This is a genomic window from Desulfomicrobium macestii, from assembly GCF_014873765.1.
GTDB lineage: Bacteria > Desulfobacterota > Desulfovibrionia > Desulfovibrionales > Desulfomicrobiaceae > Desulfomicrobium > Desulfomicrobium macestii.
Genome location: NZ_JADBGG010000003.1, coordinates 117,834 through 137,955, shown reverse-complemented (window position 1 = coordinate 137,955; position 20,122 = coordinate 117,834). Strand labels below are relative to the sequence as shown.

At 61.2% G+C, this 20,122-nt stretch carries 17 protein-coding genes; 13 read left to right on the top strand and 4 right to left on the bottom strand.

The window, feature by feature from the left end; all coding sequences use genetic code 11:
• Window positions 1-647 precede the first annotated feature (647 nt).
• Together H4684_RS03020 and H4684_RS03015 are read left to right on the top strand one after the other, a co-directional pair.
• Window positions 648-2,030, top strand: a complete 1,383-nt coding sequence (locus H4684_RS03020; RefSeq protein WP_192622777.1) for an ammonium transporter — start codon at window positions 648-650, stop codon at window positions 2,028-2,030.
• A 13-nt stretch (window positions 2,031-2,043) separates the two neighbouring features.
• Window positions 2,044-2,385 (top strand): P-II family nitrogen regulator, encoded by a 342-nt coding sequence (locus H4684_RS03015; protein WP_192622776.1) that lies wholly within the window; start codon window positions 2,044-2,046, stop codon window positions 2,383-2,385.
• Between the two features lie 207 nt (window positions 2,386-2,592).
• Here H4684_RS03015 and H4684_RS03010 read toward each other — a convergent pair whose 3' ends face one another.
• Window positions 2,593-3,945: a radical SAM/SPASM family putative metalloenzyme maturase gene (locus H4684_RS03010; protein ID WP_192622775.1), complete on the bottom strand. Its 1,353-nt coding sequence runs from the start codon at window positions 3,943-3,945 to the stop codon at window positions 2,593-2,595.
• 9 nt (window positions 3,946-3,954) lie between these two features.
• Complete coding sequence (locus tag H4684_RS03005) at window positions 3,955-5,379, bottom strand: aminotransferase-like domain-containing protein (protein ID WP_192622774.1); 1,425 nt, start codon at window positions 5,377-5,379, stop codon at window positions 3,955-3,957.
• Between the two features lie 542 nt (window positions 5,380-5,921).
• Between H4684_RS03005 and H4684_RS03000 the strand changes: the two genes are divergently transcribed.
• The 8 genes from H4684_RS03000 (at window position 5,922) to H4684_RS02965 (ending at window position 15,002) form a co-directional block, all read left to right on the top strand.
• Window positions 5,922-6,644, top strand: coding sequence for an AzlC family ABC transporter permease (locus H4684_RS03000; protein ID WP_192622773.1), 723 nt, complete (start codon window positions 5,922-5,924; stop codon window positions 6,642-6,644).
• Window positions 6,620-6,946 carry an AzlD domain-containing protein gene (locus H4684_RS02995; protein ID WP_092189738.1) on the top strand — a complete coding sequence of 109 codons (327 nt, stop codon included), beginning with the start codon at window positions 6,620-6,622 and terminating at the stop codon, window positions 6,944-6,946. The genes H4684_RS03000 and H4684_RS02995 overlap by 25 nt, the downstream gene beginning before the upstream one ends.
• 21 nt (window positions 6,947-6,967) lie before the next feature.
• Complete coding sequence (locus H4684_RS02990) at window positions 6,968-8,152, top strand: aminotransferase-like domain-containing protein (RefSeq protein ID WP_192622772.1); 1,185 nt, start codon at window positions 6,968-6,970, stop codon at window positions 8,150-8,152.
• Between the two features lie 170 nt (window positions 8,153-8,322).
• Window positions 8,323-9,501 (top strand): efflux RND transporter periplasmic adaptor subunit, encoded by a 1,179-nt coding sequence (locus H4684_RS02985; RefSeq protein WP_192622771.1) that lies wholly within the window; start codon window positions 8,323-8,325, stop codon window positions 9,499-9,501.
• A gap of 3 nt (window positions 9,502-9,504) precedes the next feature.
• The gene (locus tag H4684_RS02980; RefSeq protein ID WP_192622770.1) at window positions 9,505-12,738 is read left to right on the top strand and encodes an efflux RND transporter permease subunit; all 3,234 of its coding nucleotides are present in this window, start codon (window positions 9,505-9,507) and stop codon (window positions 12,736-12,738) included.
• Between the two features lie 16 nt (window positions 12,739-12,754).
• Window positions 12,755-13,183, top strand: a complete 429-nt coding sequence (locus H4684_RS02975; protein WP_192622769.1) for a very short patch repair endonuclease — start codon at window positions 12,755-12,757, stop codon at window positions 13,181-13,183.
• A complete protein-coding gene (locus tag H4684_RS02970; protein WP_192622768.1) occupies window positions 13,180-14,391 on the top strand; it encodes a DNA cytosine methyltransferase in 1,212 nt (403 codons plus the stop codon). The genes H4684_RS02975 and H4684_RS02970 overlap by 4 nt, the downstream gene beginning before the upstream one ends.
• Complete coding sequence (locus H4684_RS02965; RefSeq protein WP_192622767.1) at window positions 14,388-15,002, top strand: Eco29kI family restriction endonuclease; 615 nt, start codon at window positions 14,388-14,390, stop codon at window positions 15,000-15,002. The genes H4684_RS02970 and H4684_RS02965 overlap by 4 nt, the downstream gene beginning before the upstream one ends.
• 64 nt (window positions 15,003-15,066) lie before the next feature.
• Here the strand turns inward: H4684_RS02965 and H4684_RS02960 are convergent, their stop codons facing one another.
• Complete coding sequence (locus H4684_RS02960) at window positions 15,067-16,365, bottom strand: class I SAM-dependent rRNA methyltransferase (RefSeq protein ID WP_318779604.1); 1,299 nt, start codon at window positions 16,363-16,365, stop codon at window positions 15,067-15,069.
• Between H4684_RS02960 and H4684_RS21100 the strand changes: the two genes are divergently transcribed.
• The gene (locus tag H4684_RS21100; protein ID WP_192622766.1) at window positions 16,339-17,385 is read left to right on the top strand and encodes a TonB family protein; all 1,047 of its coding nucleotides are present in this window, start codon (window positions 16,339-16,341) and stop codon (window positions 17,383-17,385) included. The two genes, H4684_RS02960 and H4684_RS21100, sit on opposite strands and share 27 nt — an antisense overlap.
• A 134-nt stretch (window positions 17,386-17,519) precedes the next feature.
• A complete protein-coding gene (locus H4684_RS02950; protein WP_143077834.1) occupies window positions 17,520-18,068 on the top strand; it encodes a hypothetical protein in 549 nt (182 codons plus the stop codon).
• Window positions 18,069-18,146: 78 nt separating this feature from the next.
• Here the strand turns inward: H4684_RS02950 and H4684_RS02945 are convergent, their stop codons facing one another.
• Window positions 18,147-19,469, bottom strand: a complete 1,323-nt coding sequence (locus H4684_RS02945) for a malic enzyme-like NAD(P)-binding protein (protein WP_192622765.1) — start codon at window positions 19,467-19,469, stop codon at window positions 18,147-18,149.
• Window positions 19,470-19,940: 471 nt separating this feature from the next.
• Here H4684_RS02945 and H4684_RS20535 point away from each other — a divergent pair.
• A partial coding sequence (locus tag H4684_RS20535; protein ID WP_225940197.1) for a hypothetical protein occupies window positions 19,941-20,122 on the top strand: 182 nt, incomplete at its 3' end.

Here is a 20,122-nt window from a genome sequence, read left to right as displayed (position 1 = left end):
CATTTTTGTCGGATATGAGCAAGGACGGTGCCACAGGAAAAAATCATTTCATATCAGGGTATTGAGAAAACAGACTGAGCAACAGAAATTCATTTCAATACAATTTCGTACAGAACAAACGACAAATTGTCTTTTTTTGTAAAACAGCGACACCAAGCCTGACGACTATTTTGTAAAAATAAACAAATTTGTCGGCGTAAAGCGACATATGACATGACAACTCGACGCAAAAATCGAAATGAGCGCCCGGGCAAGTGCTTCCGCGAGAGGCAGATTTATCAAAAAGGGAGTATTCGGTGAAATTTGGCTTGTCTGAAAAGAAAATCCAGAGCGCGACGACAGGGACGCGATCGCCAAACGTATTTCAAAATTGGAAAAAAAATTAATATGCTGAAATAAAAGAGAAAGCATAAAGCCATCACAAAACTAACGGCAGAGAAGCGGAACCACAAGAACATTCACACGTTATTATACATAAATGTTAATTTACAACGAAATCTACCCGAAAAAAAGGCTCAAAAAATAACAAATACCGCAGGAGAACGCATGCTGAAACAGAACATAGTATTAAAAAACAGATTGTTAACAACTTTGGCATCCCCTGTGCTTTTGTGGAGGTATCAACACTCACCACCACGGAGGTCATCATGTTCGAAGAGAAAAAACAAACAACCGCCCTGCTCAGACCAAAAGTCTGGGCCTTGACCCTATTGCTTGCAACCTTCACCCCCGCCATGGCCTTTGCCGAAGGCGAAGCGCTCTCGCAGGAGCACGGCAACCTGCTCTGGACCCTGATCGCGGCCATTCTGGTCATGTTCATGCAGCCGGGCTTCGCCCTGGTAGAAATGGGTTTTTCCCGCGCCAAGAACGCCGGCAACATCCTCATGAAAAACCTGCTCGATTTTTCCGCCGGCGTGCCGGTATTCTTCCTGGTTGGATTCGGCATCATGTTCGGCCAGGACATCGCGGGTTTCTTCGGTTCCAGCGGCTTTGCCCTGTCCGGGGTCGATCCGACCAGCGCAGCCGGACAATGGGATCTGACCTTCCTGTTCTTCCAGTCCGTATTCGCGGCCACGGCAGCGACAATCATTTCCGGCGGCATTGCCGAGCGGACCAAATTTTCGGCCTACATCATCGTCAGCATCGCGGTCACGGCCCTCATCTATCCCGTCTCCGGACACTGGGCATGGGCCAGTCTCTGGGGTGGTGACGAGCTCGGCGCGGGCTGGCTCGAAGCCATGGGCTTCATCGACTTCGCAGGCTCCACCGTGGTTCACTCCGTAGGCGGCTGGATCGCCCTGGCCGGTGCGATCGTAGTCGGGCCCCGTCTGGGCAAGTACACCGCCGACGGCAAGGCCAAGGCCATCCCCGGGCACAACATCCCCCTGGCCGGTCTTGGCGTGTTCATCCTCTGGTTCGGCTGGTTCGGCTTCAACCCCGGCAGCACCACCACCGCTGACGGCACCATCGGCTATATCGCGGTCAACACCGCCATGGCAGCCTGCACCGGTGCTCTTGGCGCCATGATCTTCGCCTGGATCAAGCACGGCAAGCCGGACACCTCCATGTCCCTGAACGGCGCGCTGGCCGGCCTGGTGGCCATCACCGCCGGCTGTTACGAAGTCTCTCCCGTGGGCTCGCTGATCATCGGCCTGCTGGCCGGCGTCCTGGTCATCATTTCCATCGAATTCATCGACCAGGTCCTCAAGATCGATGATCCGGTCGGCGCCTCCTCCGTGCACGGCGTGTGCGGCGTGTTCGGCACCATTGCGGTGGGTTTCTTCGCGGCTCCCGGCTACGGCGACAACGTGGGCATCTTTTACGGCGGCGGCAGCGAGATCCTCGTCACGCAGCTCATCGGCGCGGCAGCGGTCTTTGCCTGGGCCTTCGGCGCGGGTCTGGCCCTGTTCACCATCCTGAAGATGACCATCGGCGTACGCGTCACCCAGGAAGAAGAACTCAAGGGTCTCGACATCACCGAACACGGCATGGAATCCTACAACGGCTTCCAGATCTTCACCAACGAATAAGAGGGATAACGCCATGAAACTCGTAGTAGCATATATCCGGCCCGAGTGCCTGAACGCAGTCAAGCAAGAGCTGTACGCCAAGAAAATCTACAACATGTCCGTCACCAACGTGCTCGGCAGCGGACGCCAGAAAGGATTCACCGAAACTTACCGAGGCGTGGTCATGGAAGTGAACCTGCTGAAGAAGTTGAGACTGGAGATCGGAGTCAACGACGATTTCGCCGAGCAGGCCGTGGAGGCCATCAACGCGGGAGCCCGGACCGGCAAGGAAGGCGATGGAGTGATCTTCGTGCTCGAATGCGCCGCCGCCGTGCGCATCCGCACCCAGGAAACCGGACCTGCCGCAATGGGCTAACAGTCCGCTTAAAAACGGCAATCTGATGCGTCAGCGAAAAAAGCCAGACCGCTTATGTATGCCCAATACACTGCGCGCCTGGCTTTTTTCGCTTCCTTGCATCTCACCATTTTTAAGCGGCCTGTGAATTTCAAGAGTTTTAAAAAAACCAGCCACCGCAGATCCGACGCACGACACCGAAGGGAGGCCATCAGCGCCTCCCTTTTTTTATCGCAGGCAGGCAAATCCGCCGCCGGACCACGGACAGACTCCGCACGGCACTGTCTGGCCATAGCAGTCCTTGGCGAAAGGCGCGGGAAAGCCCTGCACATGATCGCATGGAACCACGCTGCAATCGGCACAGCGGGCATATTCCTCACGCACGGCCTCGTCTCGAAAACGGACAAAATCCCCAGACCGCCAGACCTGCAAAGGATCATCCTCCGGTACCAGGCCGAAGGCCCGCTGCCTGACGCGCACCTCGGAGCCAAGCAGCCAGGCCGAATAGCTGTGCCACAGATAATAGCAGGGAGCCAAGGCGCCGTCGTACGCCACGAACAGGCTCGGATCGCGGACAAACGCGCATTCCCGGGGCTCCCGCGCCTCCGTTTCGGGCAGATCAAGGCGAATCCCCCTTGCCTGCGCAACATCCATGGCGCGGGCAAATGTCTCGCGAACGCGCTCCAGGCGCTCGAAATCGACGTTCATGGCATTGGGCAGGCTGAATTGCAGACCGCGTCCCTGCGCGTCCTCCTTCATGGCCAGAATGATGTCGACCAGCCGCTGTTGCTCCGGTGTGCGAAACACCGCGTAAAAGGATGTATAGGAATGTGAAACATCCAGCCCTTCGGCGTGAAAGACCTTTTCCCATTCGCGGTAAAAATCCAGACAGCGGCGGGACAAGGGCACGTACAGGCTTTGCGGGGCGTCGGAGGCATTGTAGGGCAGGACATGGGACACGATGACGAAATCGACGCCGCGATCCGCACACCATGAGACCATGTCAGGGAGACTGGAATAATTCTGGGCGCTGACCACGGTCTCCACGCCAAGCGACAAAGGCCGCGCCCCCGGGCGGCCTGCTGCTCCGCGCATCAGCTCAAAGGCCTGTCCGACCTGACCGAGCTCGGCTCCGGCACGAAAACGCTCCAGCTGATCCGCATCCGGCGAATCCACGGAAAAACAGATCCGGTCGAGCCCTGCATCCATGAGTTCTCCGGCCAAACCTCTGGTCAGGAGCATGCCGTTGGACTGAAACCCGATGACGCAGCCATCTGGCACTTTGGCCCTGGCAAGGGCGATGAACGCAGCCAGCTCCGGATGCATCAGGGATTCGCCAATGCCGTTCAGGTTGAGCGTGTCCAGATGGGGAAAAAGAGGGGTCAGGGCCTCGAAGGTCGCCCTGGACATGAGCGCGTCCTCGCAGTCCCAGCCCGCGGAATGCTTGACGCACATGGCGCAGCCCAGATTGCACAGGGTCGCCGGCTCCACATACAGTTTACGGGGAAAAAGGGGGGTGTTCATGGACATGCCCGTTTCCTCGACCAGCACGGAAGCCTCGTCAATATGCCAAAATGACACAAGCGCGCCTCACCCGCCGACCATCTCGGCCACCAGGCCGCCCAGGCGTTCTATCCCGCCCGCCAATTCCGAGGTCCAGGGATTGCCGGAGTTGAGCCGCACATGCCCGGAAAAACGATCCTGGGTCGAAAAGATGGTGCCGGGGGCGATGCTGATGCCCGCCGCCCTGGCCCGGTACATGAGCTCCACCGAATCCACGCCCGTCGGCAGTTCCACCCACAGCACGCCCCCGCCTTCGGGCCTGCCGACCCGCGTGCCTTCCGGGAAGGTGCGGCTGACGTGCAGCTGCATGGACTGTGTCTGCTCCTGCAAGGCCCGGCGCAGACCGCGCAAGTGCCGATCATACCGGCCCTCGCGCAAATAGAGGCCCACGGCCTCCTGGGTGAGGGTCGCGGAGCAGACGTTGGTGGTGGCCTTGACCTCGTAGGCCTCGCGATAAAACCGGCCCGGCATGATCCAACCGATGCGGTAGCCCGGACACAGAGTCTTGGAAAGGGACGAACATAGAATGACCAACCCTTGCGCATCGTACATCTTGAAGACCGTGGGGCGGGTCGGACCAAAATGGAGGTCTCCGGCCACATCGTCCTCGATGAGCGGTATTTCCCGTCTGGCCAGAAGTTCCACGATTTCGCGCTTGGCGCTGTCCGAAGTCAGGGAACCGTCGGGATTGTTGAAATTGGGGGTAAAGATGCAGGCGCTGATGTCGAAGCGCTCAAGCGCCCGCTCCACGTCGGCGGGGTCCACCCCGTGCCGAGGATGCGAGGGGATCTCGATGGAACGCACGCCCTGATTCTCGAGAAGCTGCTGAAAGCAGAAATAGGACGGAGCCTGGATGAGCACGTTGTCTCCGGGGCGGACCAGGCTGCGCACGGCCACGTGCAGGGCCTCAAGGGCCCCACAGGTGATGATGATCTCCTCGGGCCGCACCGCAAGCCCCGCCTGGGCCGCGCGCAGGGACAGCTGGCGGCGCAGCTCCAGGCTGCCCTCCACGGGCAGGTAGCCGACCTGGCGCTTGGGATCTTCCCTCGACAGGCGCGCCGCCACCTTGGCCAGTTCGCGGTAGGGCAGCAGATCTTCCGACGGGCAATTGATGCCCAGGGGCACAAGCTCCCGGTCGCCCACGGTCTCAAGCACGGCGGAGATGAGCTGGCTGCGGTTGACGGTGTGCGGCCGGAGCACGGGCCGAGGGTTGCGCGGCGGAGGCGGCAGCTGCCGCGTGTCGCTCCGCACGAAAAACCCGGACCTGGGGCGCGACTCGATGACCCCCTTGCGCTCCAGCTCGGCATAGGCCTGGAGCACGGTGCTGACCGCCACCCGGCTGCGCAGGCTGACATGGCGCAGGGAAGGCAGCCTGGCTCCGGGGCCGAGAGTACCCGAGACGATCTGCTGCATGAGGTTCTGCTCGATCTGCCGGTATCTGAAATCTTCCATGGAAGTACCCTTACGCATGGCAAAGGGAGAAGACACTGCTCCCAAGGTTACTGCGTTTTTGGTTATAGCCCTTGTCTTTTTCCATCGTGGAGGCATCGGGTGCTTTCGATCAAAAGCATGGATTCCCGCCTTCGCGGGAATGACGCCGGGGACAGGACGGTGCATTTCTGCCTTTACATTCACCGACGTACCGCAGGGTTTGGTGGGGGCCGGGAGTGGCGGACCGTCGGCTGTCTGACTGAGCCAGGCATCGTTTGACGGATCATCGCCTCCCGGACGGAGCGCAGGCCGCTGTTCGAAGAAGCGATGATCCGTCTCTACGAGGCCCGCGAGGGATTTCCGGCGGACCGCCACTCCCGGCCCCTGCCAAACCCCCATCCGTAACCTTTCGGCCTTGCCCTGAACGGACCTCCATGCCACCATCTCTTCCGCGGTTTGCAGCCCGTCGATCTCTCCAATCTGTTATGGTCGAAATTTATACAAACTGTATCTGTACTGCAAACAGATTTTGACTAGGTTGAGTCCGAAGAGGATAATCGATTATGAACTGTGCCACCCTTTCATCCACCAGCCGCGCCGAGTCCCCCCTGGTCTCGGCCTTCCGCCAGACCCTGCCCATCATCCTGGGCTATGTGCCCGTGGGCTTCGCCTATGGGGTTCTGGCCCAAAAGTCCGGCCTTTCGGGCATGAACACCATACTCATGAGCCTTCTGGTCTTTGCCGGATCGGCCCAGCTCATCGCGGTGGGCCTGTTTGCCGCCAAGGCCGCGCCCCTGGCCATCGTGGCCACCACTTTCGTCGTCAACCTGCGCCACCTGCTCATGTCGGCGGCCCTGGCCCCTTACCTGCGCGGCTGGAGCAAGTCCCGCCTGGCCCTCTTCTCCTACCAGATGACGGACGAGACCTTCGCCCTGCACGTCGGCCGCTTCGCCAGAGGCGAGACCGGACCGGGGGAGACCTTCGGCATCAACGTCATCGCCCAGAGCGCCTGGGTCGGCGGCACGGTCCTTGGCCTGGCCGCGAGCACGCTCATCACCGACATCCGGCCCATCGGCCTCGATTACGCCCTGCCGGCCATGTTCATCGCCCTGCTGCTCGGCCAGCTCAAGTCGCGGCAGCACCTCGCCGTGGCCGTCGTCGCGGGCGTCCTGTCCACCGTCCTGATGCTCGCGGGCCTTGACCAGAGCCATGTCCTGGCCGCAACCATCATCGCCGCAACCATTGGCCTCGGAGTTCACGCATGGACCAGCAGACAATCTTCCTGACCATTCTCGGCATGATGGCCGTGACCTATGTCCCGCGCGCCCTGCCGCTCCTGGCCCTGGCGCAGCGCACCCTGCCCGAGTCCGTCGTGCGCTGGCTGGGCTTCATCCCCGTGGCCGTGCTTTCGGCCATGTTGCTGCCGTCGCTGGTGATCACGGAAAAAGGACTTGATTTTTCCGCCGACAACATCTTTCTCTGGGCGGCCATCCCGACCTTCGCGGTCTGCTGGAAAACAAAGAGCTTTGTCGGCGCCATCGTCACCGGCATGGGCTGCGTGGCACTGGGCAGATTATTTTTCGCATAACACCGGCCTCAAGGAGGCATCATGAGTTTCAGGTTCACCAAACGCATCCAGAACACTCCAAAATCCTTCATTCGCGAGATCTTGAAGGTTACCCAGGACCCAAGCATCACGTCCTTCGCAGGCGGGCTGCCCAATCCGAACCTCTTTCCCATCGAGGCTCTGCAGGATGCGGCCCGCGAAACCCTGGCCACGGCCGGAGCGCGCGCCCTGCAATATTCCACCACGGAAGGATACGTCGAACTCAGGGCCTGGATCGCAAGCCGCTACTCCCGCCACGGCGTGACCGTGGACCCGGATCAGGTGCTGATCACCACGGGTTCCCAGCAGTGTCTTGACCTTCTGGGCAAGCTCTTCATCGAAAAGGACGACGAGGTCATCCTGGAACGGCCGAGCTACCTTGGCACCATCCAGGCCTTCACCATGTTCGAGCCCAGATTCGTGACCGTGGATCTGGAGGAGGACGGCCCGAACCTGGACCAGGTCGAGTCGCTGCTGGCAACGGGACGCCCCAAGCTCTTCTATGCCGTGCCCAATTTCCAGAACCCCTCGGGCCTGACCTACTCCAGGGCCAAACGCGAGGAGCTGGGCAAGCTGCTGCATAAATATCCCGAGACGGTCTTCATCGAGGACGACCCCTACGGAGAACTGCGTTTCACCGGCGAGCACCACAAGCCGCTCTTCGCCTACACGGGAGGACGCAGCATCATGCTCGGCAGCTTCTCCAAGATCACGGTACCCGGCTTTCGCCTGGGCTGGATGGTCGCCCCTCCGGAAATCATCCGCCTGGCGGTCAAGGCCAAGCAGGCCGCGGATCTGCACTCCTCGACCTTCAACCAGTTCGTCATCGCCGAGTACCTCAAAAAGCACTCCATCGACGACCACATCGCCAAAATAACGGCCTGCTACGGGTCCCAGGCCTCGGCCATGGTCCGGACCCTGGAGCGGGAGGCCCCCGAAGGCGTTATCTTCACCCGTCCCGAAGGCGGCATGTTCTCATGGGTGACCCTGCCTGAGGGCAAGGGCTCATGCATGGACCTTTTCAACCTGGCCATCGAGCAGAAGGTCGCCTTTGTGCCGGGCATGCCGTTCTACACCGACGGCACAGGACAGAACACCCTGCGCCTGAACTTCTCCAACGCCTCGGAACAGGTCATCGACGACGGCATCACCCGGCTGTGCCGGTGCATGAAGGATTTCCTGAAGTAGCCCCCTCCCTGGATCATGGCGCAAGCTCATTTTGCGCAGCCGTGCGCCATGATCCAATCCATACCTTCCCGCTCCAGTTAATATTTTCCCTTTCCCCAAGGTTGAACTCGGAACCCGGCAGGGTGTACATGTGCGCTGAACAGCGTCACCTCACCTCCGGAGATCCCGACATGCCCGCATTCATCCATCTGCTCTTGAGTCTTGCCCTGCTTCTTGCCGCATGCAGCCAGGACGACGCCCGCTCCAAGCCCGAACCACGAACAATCAAGGCCCAGACCATGCGTCTGGCCCTGACCGAGGCCCGCGAATGCAGGAGCCTCCCCGGACAGGTCGAGTCGCGCAACAGCGTGATCCTGGCCAGCAAGACCAGCGGCACCGTGACGGAAATCCTGGCCAGGGAAGGGGACGTGCTCACAGCGGGCCAGGCCATCCTGCGCATCGACGACGCCGAGCTGCGGCAGCGCGAGCAGAGCATGCGCGCCACGGCCGGGCAGGCCGGCCTGGAGGGCAAGGCCCTGGCGGCGCGCAAGGCCCAGGCCAAGGCCACCCTGGAGCGCATGCAAAAACTGCTGCGCCAGGCTGCCGTGAGTCGCGACGATGTGGACCGGGCCCAGGCCGAATACGAGGCGCTGGCCAACCAGGAAAAGGCCATGGCCGCGCAGTCTTCCGCCGCAGGATTCCAGAGCGCCGAAATCCGCGCCCTCATGCAATACAGCACCGTGACCTCCCCCCTGAACGGGGTTCTGACACGCCGTCACGTCGATCTGGGCGCGTTCGTGCAGGCCGGGACTCCCCTGGCCGAGGTGGATGACCTGAAGAGCGGCTTCGAGCTCGTGGCCCAGGCCGACGAATCCCTGCTCGGACGCATCGAACAGGGCATGAACGTGGTCGCGCTCATTCCATCCCTGTCCGAGGCCCCGTTCCTGACCACCCTTTCGGCCGTGATCGGACAGGTGGACCCCGCAAGCCGATCCTTCAGGATCAAGGCCGCCCTTGACGCAACGCCAAGCCCCGGCATGTACGGCAAGGTCTGCGTACCCGTGGGCACGGCCAGGAAACTGCTGGTTCCGCGCTCCGCCCTGAGGCCACGCGGCGAACTGACCACGGCGCTCATCGTTGACAGTGACTCCACGCTCCGGCTGCGCATCGTCAAGATCGGCGGCGTCTACCAGAAGGCCGTGCTCGGCGGAAAGACCTTCATCCTCCAGACCGGAACCGATCAGTTCGGCGCGGTGCCCGAGGGGGCAGAAATTCTGGTCGAGGTCCTGTCCGGCCTCTCCCCGGACGACGAGGTGGTCCTGAGCGCGCCCGCAGTGGCCCGCGAAGGCGACCTGCTGGTTCGGGAGTGATCCATGTCGAACCATCCCGCCCACAACCATGATTTCCTGACCCGCATCACTTCGAGCTTCGTGGACTCCAAGCTCGTGCCGCTCATCATCGTCTTTTCCATTTTTCTCGGAGTCTTCGCCGTGCTGCGCACCCCGAGCGAAGAAGAGCCGCAGATCATCGTGCCCATGATCGACATCATGGTCGAAATGCCCGGAGCCATGCCCGAGGAGATCGAAAAGCGCGTCATCGGCCCCATGGAAAAGCTGCTGTGGGAGATTTCGGGGGTGGAATACGTCTATTCCACGGCCATGGACGGCAAGGCCCTGACCGTGGTGCGCTTTCTGGTCGGAGAGGATGTGGAGAGGAGCCTGATCAAGACCTACGGCAAGCTCTACCAGCACCTGGACTGGATTCCGCCCGGATGCTCGCAGCCCATCCTGAAACCGCGCTCCATCGACGATGTGCCGGTTCTGGCCGTGGCCCTGACCTCCGACACCCATGACAGCCGGACCCTGCGCCAGGTCGCTTCGGAGGTGGCCGAGAGCCTGCGGGCCATGAACGGGGTCTCGGAAGTGAGCCTCATCGGCGGACGCAAGCGGGCCCTGACCGTGGAGGTGAACCCGGCGCGGCTGCGGGCCCTGAACCTGGACAGCGTGGATGTGGCCGAGGCCATCGCGAGCCAGAACCAGGCCGACCAGAGCGGGCTCATGACCTCGGCCGGAGCCAGCCGTCAGGTCCGCCTCGACAATGCCATGCGCACCGCCGCCGACGTGGCCGGAACCGTCATCGCCGTGCAGGGCGGCCACCCCGTGACACTCGGCAACGTGGCGGATATCCGCGACGGCTGGGCCGAACCCGAGGATTATGTCCTCTTTGCCCCGGGAGCGCGGGCCGAGTCCAAGGGCCTGTCCGCCGGGACCGGCCGACTCCAGCCCGCCATCACCCTGACCGTGGCCAAGCGCCCGGGCATCAACGCCACCGAGCTTTGCCAAAAGGCGCTGGCGACCATCGAGAGCCTGCGCGGAACGGTCATTCCGGCGGACATGCAGACCGTCATCGTGCGCGACTACGGCGAGACGGCCAAACACAAGTCCAACGAACTGCTCTTCCATCTGGCCATCGCGGCCCTGTCCGTGGGCGGCATCGTGGCCTTTTTCCTGGGCAGCCGGGCCAGCGCGGTGGTCATGGTGGCCGTGCCCGTGACCCTGGCCGTGACCCTGGCCACCTACTGGCTGCTGGGCTACACCCTGAACCGGGTGACCCTGTTCGCGCTCATCTTCTGCATCGGCATCCTGGTGGACGACCCCATCGTGGACGTGGAGAACATCGTGCGCCACGTGCGCCTGCCCGGTTCGGCGGGGCGGCCCTTTTCCCAGGTCATCATCGAAGCCGTCAGCGAGGTGCGCGCGCCCCTGGTCCTGGCAACCTTCACGGTCATCGCGGCCATCATGCCCATGGCCTTCGTGGGCGGGCTGATGGGACCATACATGCGCCCCATGCCGGTGGGGGCGAGCATGGCCATGCTCCTGTCCATGGCCGTGGCCTTCGTCATCACCCCCTGGCTGGCCAAACGGGTCCTTAAGCCCTCGGACAGTCACGAGCCCGAATCCCACGACGACATCTTCACGCGCGGCTACATCTGGCTCATGCGCCACCTCATCGAACGGCCCCGCTTCCGCGCCCTCTTTCTGGCAGGGATGGTCGCCCTGCTCCTTCTGGCCGTCAGCCTCTTTCCGCTCAAGGCCGTGCTGGTGAAGATGCTGCCCTTCGACAACAAGAGCGAATTCGAGATTGTCATCGACATGCCCGACGGAACGGGCCTTGAGACCACCATGGCCGCCGCCGAAACGCTGTCGCGCTCCATAATCGCGCAGCCGGAGGTGACCGACGTGCAGCTCTATGTGGGCACGGCCGCGCCCTTTTCCTTCAACGGGCTGGTGCGCCATTATTACCTGCGCCAGGGGCCGAACGTGGCCCAGATTCAGGTCAATCTGGTCGGCCGGGGCGATCGCGACGCCTCAAGCCACGAGATCGCGGGTCGGGTGCGGACAAGCATCGCGCCCCTGGCCAGGGAACTCGGGGCCAGAATCAAGGTGGTGGAAGTGCCCCCCGGTCCGCCGGTGCTGCAAACCCTGGTGGCCGAAATCTATGGCCCGACCCACGATTCAAGACTGGCCGTGGCCGGACAGGTCAAGGACATCTTTGCCCGGACGCCGAGCGTTGTGGATGTGGACTGGTTCGTGAACGATCCGCGTCCTGAGACGAGGGTGCGCCTCAGTCCGGAGAAGGCCCTGCAAAACGGCATCAGTCCGGATCGGGCCAGACAGGTCCTGGCCGCCTCCGTGGGGGGCATGCAGGTCGGCATCCTGCATGATCCGCGCGCCCGGGAGGACGTCCCCATCGTGCTTCGCCTGCCCGTCTCCGAGCGCTCGCATCCAAAGGATCTGGCAACCCTGCCCGTGCGCGGAGAAAACGGCCGGATGGTTTCCCTCGACCAGATCGCGAGCCTGACGCAGGGAATCACGCCGGGCTACATCTATCACAAGAACATGCTGCCCGTGATCTACGTGACGGCCGACATGGCGGGAGAGGAAGAGAGCCCAATCTACGGCATGGCCCGCGTGGACGAGGCCCTGGACGAACTGGCCGCGACCGGCCGGGGCGCATGGCAGGCCGGAGACACGCGACCCCTGACCCGCCTCTACACCCGCGGCGCGGACACGACCCACGAGATTGCCATGAAATGGGACGGAGAATGGCAGATCACCTACGAGGTCTTTAGTGACATGGGCGTGGCCTTCGCCGTGGTGCTGGTGCTCATCGCCATCCTGGTGGTGGGCTGGTTCGGGTCCTACACGACGCCGCTGGCCATCATGATCCCCATCCCGCTTTCGCTCATCGGCATCATCCCGGCCCACGCCATCTCAGGCTCCTTCTTCACGGCCACGTCCATGATCGGCTTCATCGCCGGGGCAGGCATCGTGGTCCGCAACTCCATCATCCTGGTGGACTTCATCACCATGCGTCGCGACCAGGGCGAAAGCCTGGAAAACGCCGTGGTCGAAGCCGGAGCAGTACGCTTCAGGCCCATGGTGCTGACCGCCCTGTCCGTTGTCGCCGGAGCCTTCGTCATCCTCTTCGACCCCATCTTCCAGGGCCTGGCCATATCGCTTCTGGCCGGAGAAGTAGCGGCGACGCTGTTTTCCCGGATGGTGGTGCCGGTGATGTACTATTTGGATCAGCGAGAGAAATCCTGACAACCAGGGCAATTCCATGACAGACTCGCTCTCCTCTCAGGAACGGAGTGAACGAATGTCTCGAATTCGCGGCAAGGATTCTGCTCCGGAAATACGACTTCGCCGCTTGGTGCACAAACTTGGATATCGGTACCGGCTTCACGTCAAGGAACTTCCCGGAACTCCAGACCTTGTGTTTCCATCTCGGCGCGCCGTCATCTTCATGCATGGTTGCTTCTGGCATCGCCACGAAGGCTGCAAGCTCGCCAGACTCCCAAAATCCAAGCTGGATTTTTGGAAGAAAAAATTGGATTCTAACAAAAATCGAGATGCTCTGCAGCAACAACGCTTGTACGAACTGGGCTGGCGCGTCTTGGTGATTTGGGAATGCGAACTGGATGACGCAGATCGGCTGGTCATGACCATCAGAAAATTTTTGGACGAACCCACGAGAGGGCAATCATGAAATCAGTGGAACTTTTCGCCGGAGCCGGGGGGTTAGCCATGGGGGTCACCCTCGCTGGTTTTGAATCCCTTGCCGTGGTGGAATGGGATAAATGGGCTTGCGATACTATCCGGGAAAATCAAAAACGCGCCTTCCCTCTGGTCCGCGACTGGCCGATTTGGGAAGGCGATGTCCGTGCATTTGACTGGTCATCAATCCCGCAGGACATCGATTTGCTTGCGGGTGGCCCCCCTTGCCAGCCTTTTTCCATGGGCGGCAAGCACAAGGCTTACGGCGATAAACGCGATATGTTTCCGGCAACCGTCGAGGTGGTGCGTTCTCTGAAACCTAAATCCTTCATCATAGAAAACGTGAAAGGGCTGACTCGTTCCAGCTTCGCGAATTACTATCAGTACATATTGCTTCAACTGGAATTCCCTGAAGTCACACGCCAGCATGATGAATGCTGGTCACATCATCTTAAACGCCTCCAATCCGAAAAAACCTCTGGAGCGTTACATGGATCCGGGCTCACCTACAATGTCGTGCCCACATTGGTAAACGCTGCGGATCACGGTGTTCCGCAGAAACGAGAACGAGTTTTCATTGTCGGCTTCCGTTCCGATCTCGGGGTTGAATGGTCCTTTCCTTCCGCCTCGCACAGCCTCGATGCTCTGCTCCACACGCAGTGGGGCTCGGGCGAGTACTGGGAGCGCCATGAAATCCCAAAAAAAAATCGCCCGAAGATCACGGCTGCTTTGGAAGCCAAGGTTCGTAAACTAGGTTATCTTATGTCCCCGCCAAAAGAAAAACCCTGGCGGACAGTTCGAGATGCCTTGGCGGAGGTCTCGGATCCTCGCCATTCCGACGGCAACTTCATGAACCACGCTTTCCAAAATGGCGCCCGTTCGTACCCAGGGCATACAGGCAGCCCGCTTGACCTGCCTGCCAAAACCCTCAAGGCAGGGGATCATGGAGTGCCTGGCGGTGAAAACATGATGGTCATGGATAGCGGGCAAGTCCGATACTTCTCGGTGAGGGAGTCCGCGCGTCTCCAGACCTTTCCCGATGGATATGTGCTTCATGGCTCTTGGACGGAAGCAATGCGGCAACTCGGCAATGCCGTGCCGGTCGCCCTGGGTCGCCGGGTGGCTGCCTCCGTGGCGGAGTGCCTAATCGCCGCAAGTACACGACAAATCACACAATTAAGACGGTGGCATGTCGCATGACGGGAGCCAACATTATCCCCTTCAATCCCTTGGACAAGCGGCATCTTGGCGAAAGTGTTGGACAAGCCATGCTCCAGCGCCCTGCCGAATCCTTGAGCGCATTAAAACCTTTTGAAGGGGCAGGAATCTACGCATTGTATTATACTGGCGACTTCCCGGCCTATGCCCCGCTGGCGGCGCAAAATCGAGGCGGCAGATTCACTCATCCTATCTACGTCGGCAAAGCCGTCCCAAAAGGAACTCGCAAGGGGGGAAATCTTGACGCAGTTCCAGGAAAAGCCCTTTTCAGTAGGCTCGCGCAACATGCGCGAAGCATCGAAGAATCCAAAAACCTCGATATTTCAGATTTTCACTGTCGATACTTGATCGTGGACGACATCTGGATTCCTCTTGGAGAATCACTACTCATCGCCAAATTCAGTCCGATATGGAACACGCTTATTGATGGCTTTGGAAACCATGACCCGGGAAAAGGGCGGCATGCTGGTTTTAGACCCCGCTGGGACGTACTCCATCCAGGGCGCTCATGGGCTGAAAGCTGCCAGCCAAGAAGCGAAACCGCAGAGCAGATCATTCGTGAAGCCAAGGAATATTTGACGACCGTTGGCTAACCTTTCAATTATTCCAAATCTGGTCCGAACATCAGGGTCATGTTTTTGAGAAGAGCGATAAATCTCAATCCACCAGCACCTCAAGCCCCTTCAGATAGGCTCCTTCCGGAAAGGCCAGGGAGACGGGATGGTCGCCGGCCTGGGTCAGGCGATGGATTATGCGGCCGGTGCGGCCTGCGTCCAGGGCGGCGTCGGACACGATTTTCTGGAACAGGGCGTCTTCCATGAGGCCGGAGCAGGAGAAGGTGAAAAGCCGTCCTCCGGGATTCAGGAGTCGCAAGGCGCTCAGGTTGATGTCCTTGTAGCCCCGGCAGGCGCGGTTCAGGCTGGCCTTGGAATCAACGAATTTGGGCGGATCGAGGACGATGAGGTCGAAGGTGCGTTTTTCCCTGTGCCAGTCGCGCAGAATCTGGAACGCGTCGCCGCAGACCGTGTCCATGCTCCCGGGCGCAAATCCGTTGGCTTCCCGGTTGCGTTCGGCCAGGGCCAGGGCCGGAGCCGAGGCATCGAGCTGGGTCACGTGCGCCGCCCCGCCACCGAGCGCGGCCAGGCCGAAACCGCCGGTGTAGGAGAAGCAGTTCAGCACCTCGCGCCCCCCGGCGGCCCGCGCCACGGCCAGACGGCTGTCGCGCTGGTCGAGATAGAAGCCGGTCTTGTGACCGCCCTGCACGTCGACCAGATATTTCACGCCGTTCTCATGAATCCCGACCTGCTCGGGGATCTGGCCGTGCACGACCACTGTCCTTGCGGCCAGCCCTTCCTTGGCCCGCACATCCACATCCGAGCGCTCAAGGATGGCGTCTTCGGGAAAGAGGTTCCGCAACGCCCCGATAATGGCGTCACGCCAGAACTCCATGCCCGCGGTCAGCAGCTGAAAAACAAGAACCCCGGCGTAGCGGTCCAGAATCAGCCCGGGCAGCCCGTCGGATTCGGAATGAACCAGGCGCAGCGCATTGCCTGCACTCTCGAAATCCTTTCTCCTGCCGGCCGACTGAAGAATGCGGCGCAAAAAGAAATCCCCGTCGATGACTTCCTCGGCGTCAAAAGTCCAAACCCGGCCCATGATCTGCGATTTGGGCGAAAAAGAGGCCCTGGCCAGCCATTGTCCGTTCTGTCCCAGGACATCGACGGTCTGCCCGGATACAGGTCTGCCCTTGACAGTGGCCACGGCTCCGGAAAAGATCCAGGGATGACGCCTGAGCAGAGATTTTTCCCGCCCCGCGACGATGATGAGTTGTGGGTCCACGATGATTTCCTTGCTGCGCATGGGGATGACCCGCGCGGTGAAGTCCTGCGCGTCACAGGCGCGCAGGCTGCGCAAGACATAGGAAAAGCCGTGGAAGGCGTCCACGGGAAAAATCACCCCCCGCATCCCGGCCAGCCGTTTCAAGCCCGGCAATGCCTTGTCTCCGTGCTCTGCGCACTGCTGGTTCATGCCCTGGCCCTGACCGCGTTCGGGATATGGCTCGGCTCCGGCGGCGCAGGTTCGAACGGCCCCATGCTCATGGCCCTGGAGCTTTCCGGTGGCGGCGCGGGCGGCGGCACCTCTTCCGGAGGACAAGCCGGGGCCGACGAGTCTTCCCTGCTGCCCTTGCTGGGCGATTCGGCCACGGAGCCTTCCTCCGCCCGGACCCAAGGCCCTCCTCCCACGCCTCCGGCTCCCGAAGCGCAAAATCCGGTCACGGAGGCATCCTCCGCCCCTGCCCTGCCCGCTACCCCAAAGACGCCCGCGCAGACACCCATCAGTCAGGCGCGGGTTGAGCCCAATCCCCCCAAACAGATCCCAACGAAGCAGCCTCCTGTTCGGCAGCCTGTCCCCGAGCCGAAAATCCAAACCCCGGAAAGGACGCCAGACGCGGGCCTTGTCACTGCGGACTCGCCCCCGGACCCGGTCCTGAATTCGCCCGGCGACCGCACTGAGCACCCAGAAGCCCGGAAGGTCCAGGCCGGAACCCCCAAGCTTCAAGCCGGAGCCGCGAGCCCCCCCCAGGGCACAGGCCAGGAGAACCGGCCCGGCGCTGCCGGGGCCGGAACCGGCGTGGGCGCACGAGGTTCAGGAGGCAACAGACCAAGCGGCAGCGACGGCGCCGGGGACAGTCTGGTGAAGTTCGGAACCCCCGGCGGCCCTGGCATTGTCCGCATGGCCCTGCCCAGATACCCGCACGAAGCAAGACGTCTGGGCAAGGAAGGGATCGTGGTCCTGAGGCTTGCCCTGGATGAAGCCGGGGCCGTGCGCGACGTGGAAGTTCTGCGGGGCGAGGGTTTCGGCATGGAGGAAGCCTCCCGGGAAGCGGTCCTGCTTTCGCGTTTCCGCCCCGCGACCATCAAGGGCCGGCCCGTGGCCTGCCAGGTCATTTTGCCCATACATTTCAAGTTGCGCTAGACCCGGACCTTTGCATGGCAGGCTCCGGACATGCAGAGCCCGGCCATTGCCAGGATCCAGGCTTCTGATCTATGACCGTTTTCGGTCGGCAGCCGCCAACCCGCCCTCCCGCACCCATCTTCAGGCAGGTCAACATGAGCGATAGAATCGAGTGGTCGATAAAGGTCCCAATCTTCCGAAATCCCATCATCCTCAAGCAGTTGGGACTTGGGATCGGCATTCCCTTCGGGCTGATTTTCGTGATCATGCTGCTGAGCGGCGCAAAGCCCGCCGACCTTCTCTACCCGGCCATCCTCATAGGCGCGCTCTTTTTTTTCACCTGGCTCTTCATCATGATTGTCTGGGGCGGAAAATACGATGCCGAGTTCATTGTCGACAGCAAAGGCGTCCGTTGCAGAACCGCCGCCCGTCAGGCCAGACAGAACCGCATCATCAACACCCTCGCCTTCGTACTCGGCCTGCTTTCGGGCAAACCGGCCGTGGCCGGGGCCGGCGTGCTGGCGCAATCCCGGCAGGATGTGTTGGTCAAGTGGAGGAGCATCAGGAAAATCAAGGAGTACCCGCGCCGCAGCACGATCATGGTTTACGGAGGTTTTGCGCAAAACATCGCTCTTTTCTGCACCCCGGAAAACTATGGACAGGTGCGGGATCATGTCGCGTCCAAGGTGCGTCCCGCCAGCTGATCCGATGCACACCTGAAAAAAAGCCGCCCCGTCAGCACTTTTGCTGACGGGGCGGTTTTTTTTGCCGTAAGCGATCCGCTAGAAAATCTGCGGGTAGGTCTTCACAAAGGCGTCCAAACGTTCGCGGGACTTGGCGATGCGTTCGCGAAGGCTCGCGCGGTAGGCGTCCATGTCCGCGATGGGCTTTCTGGCCACGCCCGTATCCATGGCGGCCTGGGCCACGGCGGCGGATTCGAATTCGATGAGACGCAGGTCCACGGGTTTGGGGATGATGTAGTCGATGCCGAATTCCAGCTTGTCCACACCGTACGCCTCAACCACGTAGTCCGGCACCGGCTGCTTGGCCAGTTCGGCCAGGGCCTTTGCTGCGGCCAGCTTCATCTCTTCGTTGATGTTCGAGGCCATGACATCGAGGGCCCCGCGGAAGATGAAGGGGAAGCCCAGGACGTTGTTGATCTGGTTCGGGAAGTCCGAGCGTCCCGTACCCATGATGGCGTCGGGGCGCGCTTCCTTGGCCTCGTTGTAGGAGATTTCGGGCACGGGGTTGGCGCAGGCGAAGATGATGGGGTCCTTGGCCATGCTTCTGACCATGTCCTGATTGACCACGCCAGCTTTGGACAGGCCCAGGAACATGTCCGCGCCGACCATGGCTTCGCCCAGGGACGCGTAGGCTTTTTCGGTGGCGAATTCGCGTTTCTGGTCGTTCAAGTCCGTACGGCCCAGGTGCAGATGGCCGCGGGAGTCGAACATGGCGATGTTCTCGGGCTTCATGCCCAGGGCCACGTAGAGGCGCGTGCAGGAGATGGCCGCTGAACCGGCGCCGGACACGACCATGCGTATTTCATCGATTTTCTTGCCGGTGATTTCCAAGGCGTTGATCAGGCCCGCGGCGGAGATGATGGCCGTTCCGTGCTGATCGTCATGAAAGACCGGGATCCCCATTTCCTTTTTGAGCTTGTCCTCGATGTAGAAACATTCCGGGGCCTTGATGTCTTCGAGGTTGATGCCGCCAAAGGTGGGTTCCATAGCCTTGACGATCTCGCAGAGCTTGTCGGGATCGGTCACGTCGAGGTTGATGTCGTAAACGTCAACGTCGGCGAAAATCTTGAACAGCAGGCCCTTGCCTTCCATGACGGGCTTGCCGGCGTAGGCGCCGATGTTGCCCAGGCCCAGAACTGCGGTGCCGTTGGAGACGACGGCCACCAGGTTGCCGCGGCCGGTGTACTTGTAGGTCAGGTCGGGGTCCTTGGCGATGGCCAGACAGGACTCGGCCACGCCCGGGCTGTAGGCCATGGTCAGATGCTTTTGGGTGGAATAGGGCTTGACCGGCACAACCTCGATTTTGCCGGGACGCACTTCGGAATGATAATCCAGGGCTTCCTGGGGTGTGAACAGAGCCATGTTGTCCTCCAAATGTGATGCCGCTTCAGCGACGTTGATATTCAATCGCATCCCCTTGAAAGGGGCCAGGGTGCGAACGCTTACTTAACGATGGGCGGCGCCACGCATCTCTTCCGGTTGTTTCGCAGCGTATGCGGCGAACAGTCGCACAGAACATGCCGGCGCGTGTCATTTCGCAACTAACATGAATAAAGATGATAAACGTCACGCCTGGATTTACAGGGTGGGATGTTTATGCGGACGGCGGATGGGTGGATGGACGGCGGAAGAAGGGCGGCCACGCAGGGCCGCCCCTACGGTGCATCGCCCTGAAATACATCACCATCCATACCGTTAGACGAACCCCACGACGCATCACCCCGGAACCCATCCAAACCGACGTGACCGACCCCACGACGCATCGTCCCGAAATCCATCCAAACCGGCGGGACCGGCCTACGGTGCATCGCCCCGGAACCCATCCAAACCGGCGTGACCGACCCACGACGCATCGTCCCGAAATCCATCCAAACCGGCGGAACCGACCCACGACGCATCGCCCCGGAATCCATCCAAGCCGGCGGGACCGGCCTACGGTGCATCGCCCCGGAACCCATCCAAACCGGCGTGACCGACCCACGACGCATCGTCCCGAAATCCATCCAAACCGGCGG